The following is a 14,931-nucleotide window of genomic DNA, read 5'->3' as shown; positions in this document are numbered from 1 at the left end:
GGGCTATTGCGCCGATTTCCAGGGCGGCCCAGATGCCGGTGGAGGTGCGGGTGATGCCGTGCGGTTCGGCGTCGGGGGTGGGTAGGGCGTACCCCTCGATGCGACAGTTGGGATCGAGGTGACCGATCCGGTTGGCGCCCCACTCGGTGAACCACGCGCCGCCGTCCGGGTCGGCGACGATCGCGTGCGGACGGGCCGACCGGTCCGGCAGCGGGAACTCGACGATCTCGCCGTCCGGGTCGATCCGGCCGAGTTGACCGGCCGCGATCTCCACGAACCAGATGGCGCCGTCGTCGCCGAGGGTTATGCCGACCGGGCCCGCATTGACGGTGGGTAACGGGTACAGCGTCACCCTGCCGTCGAGGTCTATCCGGCCGATCGCGTTCGCCTGGTTGAGGGTGAACCAGAGCGCCCGGTCCGCGCCAGCAGTGATCATCGAAGGGAACCCGCCGGTCACCGGCAGCGGGAATGCGCTGTGGGTGCCGTCGGTCTCCACCCGGCCGATCGTGTCGGAGTTCATCCCGGCGTACCAGAGCGCGCCATCGGGCCCGGCCGCGATGCCGCACGGCCCCGTGCCGGCCGGCAGTGCGATGGTCCGCTGCTCGCCGTCGACGGTGATCCGACCGATCCGGTCGTCCCCCGAGCGGGTGAACCAGAGCGCACCGTCCGCTCCGGTCGTGATGATCAACGGGCGGCCACCCGCCGGCTCCAGCGGGTAGGTCCGGACTGCGCCGTCGGGCGACAACCGGGCGATCCCGCCGGCCTGGGCCAGCGTCAGCCACAGCGCGCCGTCCGGGCCGGCCGTGATGCCGTACGGTCCGGATTCCGGCCCGACGAGTGGAATTTCCCGAATTTCGACGGTCATTTCACGTGTCCTTCCGTCGGTGAATCGTCCACCCTGACCACTCAGCCAGCGACGACACCACCGATTTTCGGCCCCCGGCGGCCAGGATTGTCAGCCCGCTGACAGGGTCGCCACGGCTTCCGCCCAGACTGCCCGGTCACTGTCGGTCACGTCAGCGCACGATGACCGAACCCCTGGAGGACAGCATGTCCCGCACCATCCGCAGGAAGCACCTGTTGGCCGGCCTGGCCACCGCCGGCGTCCTCGGCGTCGGGATCGCGGCCCCGACGATCGCGTTCGCCGCCGACAGTTCCACGCCGACACCGAGTACCAGCACCGCCCCGGCTCCGGGCGCGGCGCCCGGTGCGAAGGACCGGCAGGGCGAGCTCGCCGAGGCGCTCGCCAAGGAGCTGGGCGTGCCCACCGACAAGGTGACCGCCGCACTGGAGAAGATCCGCGAGCAGCACCGGCCGACCGACCGACCGCAGCGCCCGTCCGCCGAGGACCGGCAGGCCGCGCTCAAGCAGCGCCTGGAGCAGGCGGTCAAGGACGGCAAGCTCACCCAGGAGCAGGCCGACGCCATCACCAAGGCCGTCGAGGCCGGCGTCTTCCCCGGCCCCGGCGGGCACCGCGGCCCGGGCTGGCACCGCGGCCCAGGCGCACAACACGGCGAAGGTACGCCCGCCAAGTAGTCCGGCGGCCCGACCCGGCAGGTACCGGCCCGACCCGGCACGCACCCGCAGGCCAGGCCCGGCCGGGCAAGCCCCGGCAGGCCCGGCCGCACCCGCAGGCCCTGCCCGACCGGGCAGGCCCCGGCAGGCCCGGGGCACCGGCAGGCCGGGTCGGCCTCTGTACGCCACAAGCGGCCCCGGTCCGCCTGCCGGGCCGGGGCCCACCCGGCCCCGTTGCGGCTTGATCCACTCGGTTTCCGTGAAGTCGGGGTGTCTGACGCACTCGGATACCCCGACTTCACTCGGTTTCCATCAAGTCGGGGTATCCGACGCACTCGGATACCCCGACTTCTTGAAAACCGAGTCGATCACCGAGCCAAGCCAAGCCAAGCCAAGCCAAGCCATCACCAAGCCAGGCCAAGCCATCAGGCCGAGCCAAGCCAAGCCAGGCCATCAGCCCAGCGCCGGAAAGGGCGGTCAGCTCTGCTGGGGCGGGGGCGTGAAGATGCCCAGACGATTGCCGGTCGAGTCGAGTAGGTGGGCCGACGTGAGACCGCTCGGCGTCGTCCGCGCCGGCACCAGCACCCGGCCGCCGGCCGCTTCGGCCCGTCGGCAGGTCTCCGCCACGTCGGCGACTTCGGCGTAGAACACCGTGTAGGTCGGCGAGGTCCCGTCGGTCCCCCGGATCGCCCCGCCGATCCCGGTGTCGCCACCGGCCCCGGTCACCCGGTAGGACCCGCCGTTGGCCGATCCCTGCTCCTCGAAGGTCCAGCCGAACAGTTCGCCGTAGAACTTCTCCGCTTCCTCGGGGCGGTCGGTGCCGATCTCGAACCAGGTGATGGGCGTGGTGGACCTGGACATCTGCTGCCTCCAGAATTTCCCGTGCCGGCCGTTCGGCCGTCGTCTGGAGCAGTCTCGGTGCCGTCCGCGACACCGTCCTGTCGGTGTTTCCGGATCATCCGACTGGGGAGCGCCCGGCCAGAGCCGCCCGAGGTCCGCCGCGACCTCAGACCAGACTCAGCGGACGGAGTCGTTCGTTCGGGATGTCGAGATCGCTCAGGCGTAGCTCCCGGGCCACCACGTCGGGCAGCGCTTGGACTGCCCGGATCCGGTCGGTACGGAAACAGCGCAGCTCGTCGCGCAGCCGGCACCAGGCGAGCAGGTACCAGTGTCGGGAGTTGCCGAGGTAGCCGAGCGGTTCGACGTCACGGGTCGAGTCGGTGCCGGCGCGGTCCGCGTACCGGATGCGCAGCACCCGCCGCGCGGCGACCGCGTCGGCGACGGTGGCCGGGACGGGCGTGGCCGGCCCGTCGCCGATCAGGTGCACCCGGCCGGCGAGGCGGTGCGCCTCGGCGGCGTCGGCCGCTGGCAGCACCGCCACCAGCTTGCGTAGCGCGGTGGCACCCGGCCCGGCGAACGGCGTGCCGGCGAGCCGGTGCAGCGCCACGGCCATCGCCACCGCCTCGGCGGCGGTCAGGTTGACCGGAGGCAGCGTGCGGGCGCGGTCCAGGACGTAGCCGCCGGTGCGGCCGGGCTCGGCCCAGATCGGCACTCCGGCCTCCTGCAACGCGCCGAGGTCCCGTTCGATGGTGCGGCTGCTCACCTCGAAGCGCGCGGCCAGCCAGCGGGCACTGCGCGGGCGTGGTGACACCGCCCGCAACTCCTCGACCAGCGCGTAGAGGCGGTCCGTGCGGTTCATACCCGGCACGCTACGGCCGGGGTACGACGCCCCCGGCGACCGCCCGCGCGACGGCGCGGAGGGCGGCCGTCAGGCGATGCAGGCGCAGACGATCAGCGCGGCACCGAAGTGGGTGGCGGCGCTGACCCGGGCGGCCGGGTGCGGCTCGGGTGAGCAGATGACCTCGCCGAGCTTGCCGGGGGTGAGCAGGTCCAGCACCACGAAGGCCAACGCCATGATCGCCAACCCGACCACCCCGAAGAGCACGGTGGAGGCGAGCCCCTTGCCGAAGTCGCTGTAGCTGGTCAGGATCGCCGTGAAGACGATCCCGGCGATGCCGAGCTGGTTGGCGGCGAGCAGCAACCCCGCGTTGGCGTTGCGCTCGACCCAGATCAGGTCCCGTAGCCGGCCCGGGGTGAGCAGGTCGACGAGCCCGAACCCGGCGGCCATCAGCCCGACGCCGACGATCCCGAACACGACGCTCTGCCAGGCACCGCTGAGCAGATCCTCCAGCACCGACTTGCCTCCCGACTCTCCGCCCGGAGGGGTACCGGCGCGGTGATCGAGACGATAGCGGCACCGCGCAATCGCGTCAGCCCCTGCGCCTACAGCGCCAGGTAGCGCTGCCGCTCGTACGGGGTGACCTCGCGGCGGTACTGCTCCCACTCTGCCCGCTTGTTGCGCAGGAAGAAGTCGAAGACGTGCTCGCCGAGCACCTCCGCGACCAGTTCGGAGCCGGCCATCACGTCGATCGCCTCGGCGAGGTTCTCCGGCAGCGCCTCGTAGCCCATGGCACGCCGCTCCGCGCTGGTCAGCGACCACACGTCGTCCTCGGCGCCCGGCGGCAGCTCGTACCCCTCCTCGATGCCCTTGAGGCCGGCGCCGAGCAGCACCGCGAAGGCGAGGTACGGGTTGGTGGCCGAGTCCAGTGAGCGGACCTCGACGCGGGCCGAGTTGGGCTTGCCGTACGCGGGAACCCGGACCAGCGCGGACCGGTTGAGGTGACCCCAGCAGACGTACGCCGGGCTCTCGGTGATCCGGTCGGGCAGGTGCTGCGGGAAGAGCCGCTTGTACGAGTTGACCCACTGGTTGGTGACCGCGGTGTATTCCCGGGCGTGCACCAGCAGGCCGGCGATGAAGGACTTCGCCACCTTGGACAGCTTCATCGGGTCGCCGCTGTCGTGGAAGGCGTTGCGCTCCCCTTCGAACAGCGACAGGTGGGTGTGCATCCCGCTGCCCGGCTGGTCGGTGAACGGCTTCGGCATGAAGCTGGCCTGCACACCGGTGGAGAGCGCGACCTCCTTGACCACGTGCCGGAAGGTCATGATGTTGTCGGCGGTGGTGAGCGCGTCGGCGTAGCGCAGGTCGATCTCCTGCTGGCCGGGCGCGACCTCGTGGTGGCTGAACTCCACCGAGATGCCGATCCGTTCCAGCGCCAGCACGCCCTGGCGGCGGAAGTCCCGCGCCACGGCGTGGGTGGTGTGCTCGAAGTAGCCGCCGGTGTCGACCGGGGTGGGCACCGAGCCGTCCTGCGGGCCGTTTTCCAGCAGGAAGAACTCGATCTCGGGGTGGGTGTAGAAGGTGAAGCCCTTCTCGGCTGCCTTGGACAGGGCGCGGCGCAGCACGTGCCGGGGGTCTGCCCAGGACGGACTGCCGTCGGGCAGCAGGATGTCGCAGAACATCCGGGCGCTCTCGCCGCTGACCCCGCCCTCGAAGGGGAAGACCTGGAAGGTGGTCGGGTCGGGCATGGCCACCATGTCCGATTCGAAGACGCGGGCGAAGCCCTCGATCGCCGAGCCGTCGAAGCCGATGCCTTCCTCGAAGGCGGCCTCCAGCTCGGCGGGCGCCACCGAAACGCTCTTGAGCGTGCCCAGAACGTCGGTGAACCACAGCCGGACGAACCGGATGTCCCGCTCTTCCAGCGTCCGGAGGACGAACTCCTGCTGACGGTCCACTTCCCCAACCCCTCGCGACACTCTTTGTCCGCCTTGGCCGGGCTGCGCCCGACCTGATCGCCCAGTCTTCCCGGGCCTGGTTACGCAGACGTTACGCGAACTGCCGCCGGCCGTCCCCTCGTGTCCCGCCCGGCGAGCGGGTGCCCTGGCCGTCGCGGTGCCGCACCGCCCCGGCCGTCGGGTGCGCGCCGCCCCCGCCCGCCGCCCGGACGGCCGAGTTCCGGCCGTCGCCGCCTGGCCAGCGCCGTCGCGGCGGGGTGGCGGCAATCTCGTCCGAGGCTACGGATTGTCGCCACGAGGCTGGGGCAAGATGAAGACATGCCCACCCTGCGTCTCGCCCTGTCCCAGGTCAACCCGAGCGTCGGCGACCTCGCCGGGAACGCCGACCTGGTCCGCAGTTGGACCCGCCAGGCCGCCGATGCCGGTGCCCAGTTGGTGCTCTTCCCGGAGATGATGCTGACCGGCTACCCGGTCGAGGATCTGGTCTTCCGGCGGTCCTTCGTCGCCGCGTCCCAGGCCGCCGTGCAGCGGCTGGCCGCCGACCTGGCCGCCGATGGTCTCGGCGAGTTGCCGGTCGTGGTCGGTTACCTGGACGCCGACGGGCCACCGCAGGTCAGCGGGGACGCCGAGGCGGGCCGGGGGGCCCGCAACGCCGCCGCGCTGCTGCACCGGGGCGTGGTGGCCGCCCGCTACTTCAAGCACCACCTGCCCAATTACGGGGTCTTCGACGAGGACCGGTACTTCGTCTCCGGTGACTCGCTGACCGTCGTGCGGATCGGCGGGGTGGACGTCGCGTTGACCATCTGCGAGGACCTGTGGCAGGCCGGCGGTCCGTTCGCCGCCGCCCGTCGGGCCGGCGTCGGCCTGGTCGTCAACATCAACGGCTCGCCGTACGAGCTGAACAAGGACGACATCCGGCTGCCGCTGGTCCGCCGCCGGGCCGCCGAGGCGGGTGCCGCCATCGCGTACGTCAACATGACCGGCGGCCAGGACGAGCTGGTCTTCGAGGGCGACTCGATGATCGTGAGCGCCGACGGTGAGCTGCTCACCCGGGCCCCGCAGTTCGTCGAGCACCTGCTCGTGCACGATGTCGAGCTGCCGGCCGCGGCCACCGCGCCGACCACCGAGACGGTGGCGGACGGCATGCGGATCGTGCACAGCACGCTGGACGGCATTCCGCCGACGCCGTCCGGTCCGGCCGTCACCGGCGGGCTGATCGAGCCGGTGGCCGACGAGGCCGAGGTGTGGCAGGCGCTGGTGCTGGGCCTGCGCGACTACGTCAACAAGAACCGGTTCCCCTCGGTGGTGCTCGGTTTGTCCGGTGGCATCGACTCGGCGGTGGTGGCCGCCCTCGCCGTCGACGCGCTGGGGCCGGACCGGGTGGTCGGGGTGTCGCTGCCCAGCCAGCACTCGTCGGAGCACTCCCGGGAGGACGCCGCCGACCTGGCCAAGCGCACCGGCCTGGACTACCGCGTCGAGCCGATCCAGCCGATGGTCGACGGTTTCCTGGCGAACCTGTCGTTGTCCGGCGTGGCCGTGGAGAACCTGCAGGCCCGGGTCCGTGGCGTGATCCTGATGGCGCTGTCGAACCAGGAGGGCCACCTGGTGTTGACCACCGGCAACAAGAGTGAGCTGGCGGTCGGCTATTCCACCCTGTACGGCGACTCGGTGGGCGGCTTCAACCCGGTCAAGGATGTCTGGAAGACGCTGGTCTGGCGGCTCGCGAAGTGGCGTAACAGGGACGCGGCCCGGCGCGGTGAGACCGCCCCGATTCCGGAGAACTCGATCGGGAAGCCGCCGAGCGCCGAACTGAGCCCGGGCCAGCTCGACAGCGACACCCTGCCGGACTACGACGTCCTGGACCCGATCCTGATCGGCTACGTGGACGGCGACCTGGGCCGCGACGGGCTGGTCGAGTCGGGTCACGACCCGGCGGTGGTGGACAAGGTGCTGCGGTTGGTGGATACCGCCGAGTACAAGCGACGGCAGTCGGCGCCGGGCACGAAGATCTCCATGAAGGCGTTCGGTCGGGACCGCCGGCTGCCGATCACCAACCGGTGGCGCGAGCACGGCTGAGTCGTACCCCTGGGGGGTGCCGGGTCGGTGGCGCGGCCCGGTGCCGCCTCGCGGCGTTGTCCGCGGCGGCCTCGCGTCGCGGCGGAGTGACATCTTGCACTGGGCCCTGCCGTCACCCCGTCGCACGGTGCGACGATCGCGACGGAACCCGGGGACCGCGCAGGCGGCCTCGAGGAAGGGAGACAGAGATGGTGGAGTCCACTCCGAACGAGGTGACCGCGTTGTACGGCGGCCCGGCCACCCGACGGGTCCGCACCCGCGATCTGATGGCCGCCAAGGAGCGCGGCGAGCGGTGGCCGATGCTCACCTCGTACGACCAGTACACGGCGTCGATCTTCGACCAGGCTGGTGTTCCGGTGCTGCTGGTCGGTGACTCGGCCGCGAACAACGTGTTCGGCTACGAGACGACCCTGCCGATCACCGCCGACGAGCTGCTTCCGCTGGTGCGGGCGGTGGTGCGGGCGACCCGGCAGGCGCTGATCGTCGGTGATCTGCCGTTCGGCTCGTACGAGGAGGGCCCGGCCCAGGCGCTGCGGACCGCCGTCCGGTTCATGAAGGAGGGTGGCTGTCACGCCGTGAAGCTGGAGGGTGGCCGCCGCAACGCCGCGCAGATCGCCGCGATCGTCGGTGCCGGCATTCCGGTGATGGCGCACATCGGTTTCACGCCGCAGAGTGAGCACACACTGGGCGGTTACCGGGTGCAGGGGCGCGGGGACGCCGCCGACGAGGTGCTGGCCGACGCGCGGGCGGTGGCGGAGGCGGGCGCGTTCGCGGTGGTGCTGGAGATGGTGCCCGGCGAGGTGGCCAAGCGGATCACGCACGAGCTGCCGATTCCCACGGTGGGCATCGGCGCGGGCCCGGACACCGACGCGCAGGTGCTGGTCTGGCAGGACATGGCCGGGCTGCGGACGGGCAAGGCCCCCCGGTTCGTCAAGCGGTACGCGGACCTGGCCGGCGCCCTCACCGACGCCACCCGCCGGTTCGCCGACGAGGTGCGCGGCGGCGAGTTCCCCGCCGCCGAGCACACCTTCTAGAACCCAGCACGGCGTGATCCACTCGGGTTTGCCGAAATCGCGGTGTCCCGGACGCCGGGACACCGCGATTTCATGGAACCGGAGTGGGTCACGCCGCTCGGGTCAGAGGTCGGTGACGCGGATGCCGGCGTGTGCCTTGTAACGCTTGTTGATGGCGATCAGGTTGGCGGTGAACGCCTCGATCTGGTGGGCGTTGCGCAACCGGCCGGCGTAGATGCCCCGCATACCGGGAATCCGGGCGGCGAGCGCACCGACGATGTCGACCAGCTCGCGGTCCTCGGTGCAGATCAGCACGTCCAGGTCGATCCGGTCGACCTCGGGATCGGCGAGCAGCGGTGCGCTGACGTGGTTGAACGCCGCGCAGACCCGGGAGTTGGGCAGCAACGCGGCGGCCTGCTGCACGGCGCTGCCTTCGGCGACGGTCAGCGCGTACGGGCCCTGCTTGTCGAACCCGAGCGGGTTGACGCAGTCGACGACGATCCGGCCGGCGAGCGGCTCGGCGAGGGCGGCGACGGTGGCGGCGTGCCCGTCCCACGGCACCGCGATGATCACCACGTCGCTGCGTCGGGCCACCTCCTCGTTGGCCGCACCGGTGACGCTGCCGCTGGCCGGCACCCCGGGCAGGGCCGCGATCTCGGCCGCGGACTCGGCGGCCCGCTCGGCCGACCGTGATCCGATCAGCACCGTCTGGCCGGCCCGCGCGAACCGGTAGGCGAGTCCTCGCCCCTGGTCGCCGGTGCCGCCGATGATGCCGACCGTCAGCCCGGACACGTCGGGCAGCGTGCTCGCGTCGTATGCCATGGCCTCATCCTCGCAAACCGCTCGCTGGGTCAGCATCGCCGAGCGCTGTGAGAATGCCCGCTGCCCCGACGCCAGCGCGCGGCCGGGAGCCCGCTCAGGCCAGCTCGAACAGGACGGTCCGGGCTGCCGGGTCGGCGGTGACCAGTCGGACCCGGACCCGTTCGCCGAGCGGCAGTTGGCCGAGGCAGCGGGCGCGTACCGGCGGGGCGTCCAACGCGACGGTGCCACCGGGCGGTCGGGGCCGGGACTTGCCGTTGGGCGGGGCGTCGACGTCGAGGACGGCCGCGTCGAAGGTCTCGCCCACCCGGTGCTCCAGCACCGCCGCCTCGGCCAACTCGACAGCGCCACGGGCGGCCGCCGAGGCGACCCGGTCGGTGCTCGCCATCACCTCGGGCAGCCGGGGCAGCGCGGCGCGGGCCCAGTCGGGCACCGGCTGGCCGGCGTGCAGGGCCAGGCAGACCTCGGTGGCGTACCGGTCGGCCAGCCGCCGCAACGGCGCCGTCACGTGCGCGTACGCGGCCGCGACGCCACCATGTTCCGGCTGCTCCGGCAGCTCCCCGTCGAAGGCGGTGTACGCGGCACCGCGCATCAGCTCGGCCGCCTGGTCGATGAACGCGGCGGCGCGCGGCTGGGCGGCGTCCAGCCCGGCGATGACCTGGCCCGGGCCCACGTCGTCCGGCCAGTGCACGCCCAGCGGCGCGGCGGCGGCCCGGAGCCGCTGCACCGCCTCCGGTTTGGGCGCCGGCATGGTCCGCAGCAGGCCGACCCGGCCGGCCAGCATGATGTCGGCGGCGGCCATCCCGGTCAGCAGGGAGATCTGCGCGTTGTGCTCCTCCATCGGCACCGGCGCGCGCAGCACCAGCCGCCAGCCCTCACCGTCGGGCTCCAGATCCTGCTCGGGCAGCGGCAGGTTGATGGCGCCGCGCCGCAACCCGCGCGCGGTCAGTAGGTCGCCGATCTCCGGCAGCAGCGCGATCGGGTCGGGCAACCGCCCGGCTTCGGCCGCCGCCTGCACGCTGGTGTAGTCGAGTTTGGCGCGACTGCGCACGAGGGCGCGTTCCAACTCGACGGCCACGGTGGCGCCATCGGCGTCCAGGTCGATGGTCCAGAGCACCGCCGCGCGGTCGTCGTCGGCCAGCAGGCTGGCGGCACCCTCGCTGAGGGTGTGCGGGTGCAGCGGCACGTTCCCGTCGGGCAGGTAGATGGTCTGCCCCCGCCGCCAGGTTTCCGCCTCCAACGCCCCACCGGGGGTGACGTGCGCGGCGACGTCGGCGATCGCGTACCGCACCCGGTAGCCCCCACCTGGGCGGCGGGCGAGGTGCATCGCCTGGTCCAGGTCCCGCGAGGTGGCGGGGTCGACAGTGACGAACGGTATGTCGGTGCGGTCGACGGGCGGCTGCGGCGGTGCCGCAGCCGCCTCGTCCGCTTCACGCTGGGCGTCGGCCGGGAACTCCTCGGGCAGGCCGAGTTCGCGGCGCAGAGCGCCGAAGTCGATGCGGGGCGCGAGTACGCGTCGGATGACCACGGGTCAATCCTGACAGCGCCACCGGTGATCCGCTTCCGGTGACCGGCCGAGAAATCCACCTGGCGAGAGGTGGTCCGCTCTCAGCCGGTCGCCTTCCGGGCGGCGCTGCGGGCGCCCTTCGGGGCGGTGGCTCGGGCGGCGACCGGGCGGGCCGGCGACTTGCGGGCAGTCACCTTGCGGGCCGGCGCCTTCGCCGCGGCGGTCGTCTTCTTCGCCGGGGCCTTCTTCGCCGCCGCCTTGCGGGCGGTGGTCGACGAGGTGCCCGTCACCTTCGCGGCCGGGGCCTTCTTGGCCGGGGCCTTGCGCGCGCCGCCGCTGGGACGGGTGGACGCGGTCTTCTTCGCCGCGGCCGTCTTCTTCGCCGCTGTCTTCTTGGCGGCGGACGCCGTGGTCGCGGCCTTGCGCGCTGGCGCCTTCGCGGCCGTGGTGGTCTTGCGCGCCGGCGCCTTCGCCGCGGTGGTGGTCTTGCGCGCCGGGGCCTTCGCCGCGGTGGCGGTCTTGCGCGCCGGGGCCTTCGCCGCGGTGGCGGTCTTGCGCGCCGGGGCCTTCGCCGCGGTGGCGGTCTTGCGCGCCGGGGCCTTCGCCGCGGTGGTGGTCTTCCTCGCCGCCGAGGTGGTGGTCTTCCTCGCCGCGCTCACCGTCTTCTTCGCCGTACCGGTGGTCTTCTTCGCGGCGGTGGTGGTCTTCCGCGCAGTGGACGCCGGGGCGCGCTTGGCGGTGGCGGTGGTCTTGCGGGTGGCGGTCGCGGTCTTCGCGGGGGCCTTCTTGGCCGCGGCGGTGGTCTTGGTCGTGGCCTTCTTCGCGGGGGCCTTCTTCGCCGCCGTGGTGGTCTTCCTGGCCGGGGCGCGGCCCGCCCCGCCGGTGGCCTTGCGGGCCGGTGCCTTCGCGGCACCGGTGGTGGACTTGCGCACGGGGGTGGTCCGGCTCGCCGCCGTGTTCCGCTCCGCCGCGGCGGTCTTCTTCGCGGTGGTGCGTCGGGCGGCCGGGCGCTTGGTGGCCTGCTGTGCTTCGGCCATCGTGGTTCCCTCCTCGGGGGGCGTGCTCTCGCGTGCGTCCTCGCGGAGCACGAAGTACCTCGGCGCGAGCCGTCCCGCGCCGCCTATCTGTCGTCCCCGGCCCAACGAGCGTCCTCGGCATCCCACGCCTCGTTCCGCTCCTGCACTCGTTGCAGGGCGTTCTCCGCGTCGGCCGCCGAGTCGTACGGGCCGAGAACGTGCTTCGCCGGACACACATTGGCGTCCGTCTCGACCCGGTGATGCCGGGTGCACCAGTAGAACTGCCCACCACGTTCGCTGTCGCTCATGGGAATCACTGTGCACCGCGAACCGGCCGGCCGCCACCGGATCGCACAAGTCGCCGACGATCTCCACAGTAGATATGCATTGGGTTCGTCGGGCCGAAATGGCGAAACGCGTGGGACTGGAACTCCAGAAGATGCGCAGGTGAGCCTCGCGGCGGGGTCGCATCTATGATCGCCGGATGGCGATTCCGGACTACATCGTGGGCTTGCGCAAGCACGTCGGCCGCGACCTGCTCTGGCTGCCGAGCGTCAGCGCGGTGGTCCGCAACGACGCCGGTGAGCTGCTGCTCGGCCAGCGCGCCGACGACGGGCGCTGGTCGGTGATCAGCGGTTTCGTCGAGCCGGGCGAGCAGCCGGCCACCGCGCTGGTCCGTGAGGTGCGCGAGGAGACCGGCCTGGAGGTCGCGCCGGTGCGGATGTCCAGCGCCGTGTCGCACCCGCACACGTACCCGAACGGGGACCGCTGCGAATACCTGAACCTGGGGTTCCTGTGCCGGGTGGTGGCCGGCACCGCCCGGGTCAACGACGACGAGTCGCTGGCCGTGCGGTGGTTCCCGTTGGACCGGTTGCCCGAGCTGGACAAGCACGCCCTGCTGGTCATCGCGTACGCGTTGCGGGAAAACACGGTGGCCGGTTACCTGGAGCCGGGCACGACGTGGGACGACGTACCCGACTGAGGTTCACGCCGGGGTCGGCGCGAGGACGACGGGCGCGACGGGCGCGACGGGCGCGGACCGGGCCGCCCGAATGGTGTACGCGATCGCGTACGGCATGCACGCCAGGTAGAGCATGGGTTCCGCCCGCATCTCGTTGGTGACGATGTGGAAGATCTCCCATGAGATGGTGGGTCGGGGCAGGCTGACGTTCCATTCCGTCCACGTGGCGAGGAGCCACAGCGGCGAGGAGATCCAGTCGACGCCGCCCAGTGGCGTCGGACTGCTGACCGGGCCGGCGCGAACGCCCGCCGCGATGACGTCGACGACAGCGAGAATCACCGCGAGGTCGGCGGCGGCGAGTGCGCCGAGGACGCCCACCCACCAGGCCGCGCGGAGTCGATTCCGGCCTGCGAGGCTCGCCGCGGCCCAGAGGGCCAGCGTCAGGCCGGCCAACCAGAGCAGCAGCCCGGGTACGAACGTCACCATGTCGTCCGGGGAGATGGCTGACAGGAACACGACAGCGGTCACGCCGATGGGAAGCACCACGCCGAGCGCGATGCGCAGCGGGCCGTCGAGTGCGGTGTGCCGGGCCCAGCGCGCGGCGAACACCGCCAGCAGAACCGCCATCCCTACGGTGAGCGCCGTCCAGATCGGCCTCTGCACCCGCTCGTACCAGTCCTGGGTCATCATGCGCTCGATCGGCATGAGGGCGAACGCGCTGGCGAGCACGATCCCGACGCAGGCGATCGGGGACAGCAGCAGTGCGGCGACGGTGCGGCCGGCCCGACCACGCATCACGGTGCGGTCGACGATCGGGGCGCCGGCGCGACTGACGGCCAGGCTCACCGCGAAGCCGACCATCTTGGTCCGGCGACCGCTCTCGGCGAGTACGTGCAGCTCGGCGGCCCACTCGCGGCGCAGATCGTCGCGAACGTCGGCCGGCCAGCGACGCGCGGCCATCTCCAGCAGCAGCTCGGCAATCCGACGGGTCACCACGCCGGTGCCCCGGTGGGCTCGCTGCCGCCCCACGAGCGGCGACCGTCGGGGATGGCGGCACGCAGGTCAGCGAGCGCCTGGCGGGCCTGGGCCACACCTTCGCCGGTGAGCCGGTAGTAGCGGCGGGCGGGCCGGCCGGCCGCGACGGGGTCGATCGCCTCCCAGTCGGCGGCGAGCCAGCCGGCCCCCTGCAACCGGTGCAGCACCGGGTAGAGGGTGCCGCTGGGCAGGCCGGTCAGTCGCATCAGGTCGAGCCCGTAGCGCTGCTCGTCGGGCTCGGCGAGCAGCGCCGCGAGCACCTTCGCGACCGGAATGGTCATCCGCATCCGGCCACTGTATCGGAACTCTACATAGGGTGGGATCCTTCGACCGGAAACCCACGGCTCGGCGTCCGCCTGGGGGCCGTCCGCCGACACCCCCGACCCGCAGGCGGGCGGGCCGCCAGCGCGGCGGTCACGTAATCTGGCGGACTTTGCTTCTGGAGGAGGTCGACGTGGCCGAGTATCCGCAGGACGTCGTGCAACGTTTCCACGGCACCCGCATCTTCGCCGCCTGACGCCGCGCGTTCAGCTTCCCCCGCATGAGCTGGGCGTCACCGGTGCCGATGCCTAGATCTTGGACAGTTTCCGTTAGCGCGGAACGGAAACTGTCCAAGATCTAGCGGTACGCCGGCTGCGGGTCTGCCAGTCGGCAGCCGGACCGGACGGGCACCGTGCTCAGCGCGGTGGCTGCTGCATGATCCAGGTGGGCGCCGGTTCCGACAGGAAGCCCACCACCTCCCAGCCGGCCCGGCGGTACAGGTCCACGTTGCCCGGCTTGCTGGTCTCCAGGATCGCCGGCAGGCCGTCGGCGGCAGCACGAGCCAGTCCGGCACGCATGACGGCCCGACCCCAACCGTGTCCGGCGCTGTCGGGGTGGGTGCCCAGGACACCGAGATACCAGAACGGGTACGTCGGCAGAGCGGCGTGTATCGCGTCGTCGTAGCCCTGAACGCGGGCCAGCATGTCGGTCGGGTAAGGAGTCTCCTTCGGCGCCCCGTGCCCGGCAGCCGGCGCGGCTGACGGCACGACGCCCGGCACGGCTGACGGCACGACGCCCGGCTGCCCGGCCGGCGGCTCCCAGATGGCGACCGAGGCACCGCCACCGATCATCCAGATCGACGACAGCGGTACCCGCTTGTCGAAGAGGTGCCCGAAGAAGGTGGCGGCGTAGCGCGGGTAGGTCTCCTCGTCGGGGAACAGGTACCGCAGCACGGGGTCCTTGACGAATGCGGCGACCAGCGAACCGACCACGGCGTCGCGGTCCGCTGGGGTGGCGATGGTGATCTCAGGCGTCGTCACAGCAGCCGACCCTATCCGGAAAAGCGCCTTGACCCTGACCCGGTGGCAGACCGGA

16 protein-coding genes are annotated in these 14,931 nt (G+C 72.1%); 4 read left to right on the top strand and 12 right to left on the bottom strand.

Annotated features, from left to right (window positions below; genetic code table 11):
- A partial coding sequence (locus DLJ59_RS03600; protein WP_124771084.1) for a Vgb family protein occupies positions 1 to 865 on the bottom strand: 865 nt, incomplete at its 3' end.
- A 185-nt stretch (positions 866 to 1,050) separates the two neighbouring features.
- Between DLJ59_RS03600 and DLJ59_RS03595 the strand changes: the two genes are divergently transcribed.
- Positions 1,051 to 1,536 (top strand): hypothetical protein, encoded by a 486-nt coding sequence (locus tag DLJ59_RS03595; RefSeq protein WP_124771086.1) that lies wholly within the window; start codon positions 1,051 to 1,053, stop codon positions 1,534 to 1,536.
- Positions 1,537 to 1,992: 456 nt separating this feature from the next.
- Here DLJ59_RS03595 and DLJ59_RS03590 read toward each other — a convergent pair whose 3' ends face one another.
- The 4 genes from DLJ59_RS03590 to glnA form a co-directional block, all read right to left on the bottom strand.
- Positions 1,993 to 2,376 carry a VOC family protein gene (locus DLJ59_RS03590; RefSeq protein WP_124771083.1) on the bottom strand — a complete coding sequence of 128 codons (384 nt, stop codon included), beginning with the start codon at positions 2,374 to 2,376 and terminating at the stop codon, positions 1,993 to 1,995.
- Positions 2,377 to 2,521: 145 nt separating this feature from the next.
- Positions 2,522 to 3,214 (bottom strand): helix-turn-helix transcriptional regulator, encoded by a 693-nt coding sequence (locus DLJ59_RS03585; protein WP_124771082.1) that lies wholly within the window; start codon positions 3,212 to 3,214, stop codon positions 2,522 to 2,524.
- 69 nt (positions 3,215 to 3,283) lie between these two features.
- On the bottom strand, positions 3,284 to 3,709 hold the full coding sequence (locus DLJ59_RS03580) for a DUF350 domain-containing protein (RefSeq protein ID WP_124771081.1): 426 nt from the start codon (positions 3,707 to 3,709) through the stop codon (positions 3,284 to 3,286).
- Positions 3,710 to 3,798: 89 nt separating this feature from the next.
- Entirely contained in the window at positions 3,799 to 5,148 is a 1,350-nt protein-coding gene (gene glnA, locus DLJ59_RS03575; RefSeq protein ID WP_030330117.1) for a type I glutamate--ammonia ligase, read from the bottom strand.
- A gap of 318 nt (positions 5,149 to 5,466) precedes the next feature.
- Between glnA and DLJ59_RS03570 the strand changes: the two genes are divergently transcribed.
- Both DLJ59_RS03570 and panB read left to right on the top strand, forming a co-directional pair.
- On the top strand, positions 5,467 to 7,224 hold the full coding sequence (locus DLJ59_RS03570) for an NAD+ synthase (RefSeq protein ID WP_124771080.1): 1,758 nt from the start codon (positions 5,467 to 5,469) through the stop codon (positions 7,222 to 7,224).
- A 188-nt stretch (positions 7,225 to 7,412) separates the two neighbouring features.
- Positions 7,413 to 8,258 (top strand): 3-methyl-2-oxobutanoate hydroxymethyltransferase, encoded by an 846-nt coding sequence (gene panB / locus DLJ59_RS03565; RefSeq protein ID WP_112620285.1) that lies wholly within the window; start codon positions 7,413 to 7,415, stop codon positions 8,256 to 8,258.
- Between the two features lie 102 nt (positions 8,259 to 8,360).
- Here panB and npdG read toward each other — a convergent pair whose 3' ends face one another.
- The 4 genes from npdG to DLJ59_RS03545 all read right to left on the bottom strand — a co-directional run bounded on the left by npdG (position 8,361) and on the right by DLJ59_RS03545 (position 11,887).
- Positions 8,361 to 9,059 (bottom strand): NADPH-dependent F420 reductase, encoded by a 699-nt coding sequence (gene npdG / locus DLJ59_RS03560; protein WP_124771079.1) that lies wholly within the window; start codon positions 9,057 to 9,059, stop codon positions 8,361 to 8,363.
- A gap of 94 nt (positions 9,060 to 9,153) precedes the next feature.
- On the bottom strand, positions 9,154 to 10,584 hold the full coding sequence (locus DLJ59_RS03555; RefSeq protein WP_124771078.1) for an RNB domain-containing ribonuclease: 1,431 nt from the start codon (positions 10,582 to 10,584) through the stop codon (positions 9,154 to 9,156).
- An 80-nt stretch (positions 10,585 to 10,664) separates the two neighbouring features.
- On the bottom strand, positions 10,665 to 11,600 hold the full coding sequence (locus DLJ59_RS03550; RefSeq protein ID WP_244235807.1) for a histone: 936 nt from the start codon (positions 11,598 to 11,600) through the stop codon (positions 10,665 to 10,667).
- An 83-nt stretch (positions 11,601 to 11,683) separates the two neighbouring features.
- Positions 11,684 to 11,887 carry a hypothetical protein gene (locus tag DLJ59_RS03545; protein WP_030330129.1) on the bottom strand — a complete coding sequence of 68 codons (204 nt, stop codon included), beginning with the start codon at positions 11,885 to 11,887 and terminating at the stop codon, positions 11,684 to 11,686.
- A gap of 176 nt (positions 11,888 to 12,063) precedes the next feature.
- Here DLJ59_RS03545 and DLJ59_RS03540 point away from each other — a divergent pair, with 176 nt between their 5' ends.
- Positions 12,064 to 12,561 (top strand): NUDIX hydrolase, encoded by a 498-nt coding sequence (locus DLJ59_RS03540; protein WP_124771076.1) that lies wholly within the window; start codon positions 12,064 to 12,066, stop codon positions 12,559 to 12,561.
- 3 nt (positions 12,562 to 12,564) lie between these two features.
- Here DLJ59_RS03540 and DLJ59_RS03535 read toward each other — a convergent pair whose 3' ends face one another.
- The 3 genes from DLJ59_RS03535 to DLJ59_RS03525 all read right to left on the bottom strand — a co-directional run bounded on the left by DLJ59_RS03535 (position 12,565) and on the right by DLJ59_RS03525 (position 14,876).
- Positions 12,565 to 13,533 (bottom strand): hypothetical protein, encoded by a 969-nt coding sequence (locus DLJ59_RS03535; protein ID WP_124771075.1) that lies wholly within the window; start codon positions 13,531 to 13,533, stop codon positions 12,565 to 12,567.
- Positions 13,530 to 13,862: a PadR family transcriptional regulator gene (locus DLJ59_RS03530; RefSeq protein WP_124771074.1), complete on the bottom strand. Its 333-nt coding sequence runs from the start codon at positions 13,860 to 13,862 to the stop codon at positions 13,530 to 13,532. The genes DLJ59_RS03535 and DLJ59_RS03530 overlap by 4 nt, the downstream gene beginning before the upstream one ends.
- 390 nt (positions 13,863 to 14,252) lie before the next feature.
- The gene (locus DLJ59_RS03525) at positions 14,253 to 14,876 is read right to left on the bottom strand and encodes a GNAT family N-acetyltransferase (protein ID WP_124771073.1); all 624 of its coding nucleotides are present in this window, start codon (positions 14,874 to 14,876) and stop codon (positions 14,253 to 14,255) included.
- Between the last annotated feature and the right edge of the window lie 55 nt (positions 14,877 to 14,931).

The organism is Micromonospora inaquosa (assembly GCF_003857055.1).
GTDB classification, from domain to species: domain Bacteria; phylum Actinomycetota; class Actinomycetes; order Mycobacteriales; family Micromonosporaceae; genus Micromonospora; species Micromonospora inaquosa.
This window is presented reverse-complemented; position numbering and strand designations above follow the sequence as displayed.

Coding starts and splice junctions, on each gene's coding strand:
- DLJ59_RS03585 (WP_124771082.1), bottom strand. CDS start 3,214: ATGAACCGCACGGACCGCCTCTACGCGCTGGTCGAGGAGTTGCGGGCG.
- DLJ59_RS03530 (WP_124771074.1), bottom strand. CDS start 13,862: ATGCGGATGACCATTCCGGTCGCGAAGGTGCTCGCGGCGCTGCTCGCC.
- panB (WP_112620285.1), top strand. CDS start 7,413: ATGGTGGAGTCCACTCCGAACGAGGTGACCGCGTTGTACGGCGGCCCG.
- npdG (WP_124771079.1), bottom strand. CDS start 9,059: ATGGCATACGACGCGAGCACGCTGCCCGACGTGTCCGGGCTGACGGTC.
- DLJ59_RS03545 (WP_030330129.1), bottom strand. CDS start 11,887: ATGAGCGACAGCGAACGTGGTGGGCAGTTCTACTGGTGCACCCGGCAT.
- DLJ59_RS03590 (WP_124771083.1), bottom strand. CDS start 2,376: ATGTCCAGGTCCACCACGCCCATCACCTGGTTCGAGATCGGCACCGAC.
- DLJ59_RS03540 (WP_124771076.1), top strand. CDS start 12,064: ATGGCGATTCCGGACTACATCGTGGGCTTGCGCAAGCACGTCGGCCGC.
- DLJ59_RS03550 (WP_244235807.1), bottom strand. CDS start 11,600: ATGGCCGAAGCACAGCAGGCCACCAAGCGCCCGGCCGCCCGACGCACC.
- DLJ59_RS03595 (WP_124771086.1), top strand. CDS start 1,051: ATGTCCCGCACCATCCGCAGGAAGCACCTGTTGGCCGGCCTGGCCACC.
- DLJ59_RS03570 (WP_124771080.1), top strand. CDS start 5,467: ATGCCCACCCTGCGTCTCGCCCTGTCCCAGGTCAACCCGAGCGTCGGC.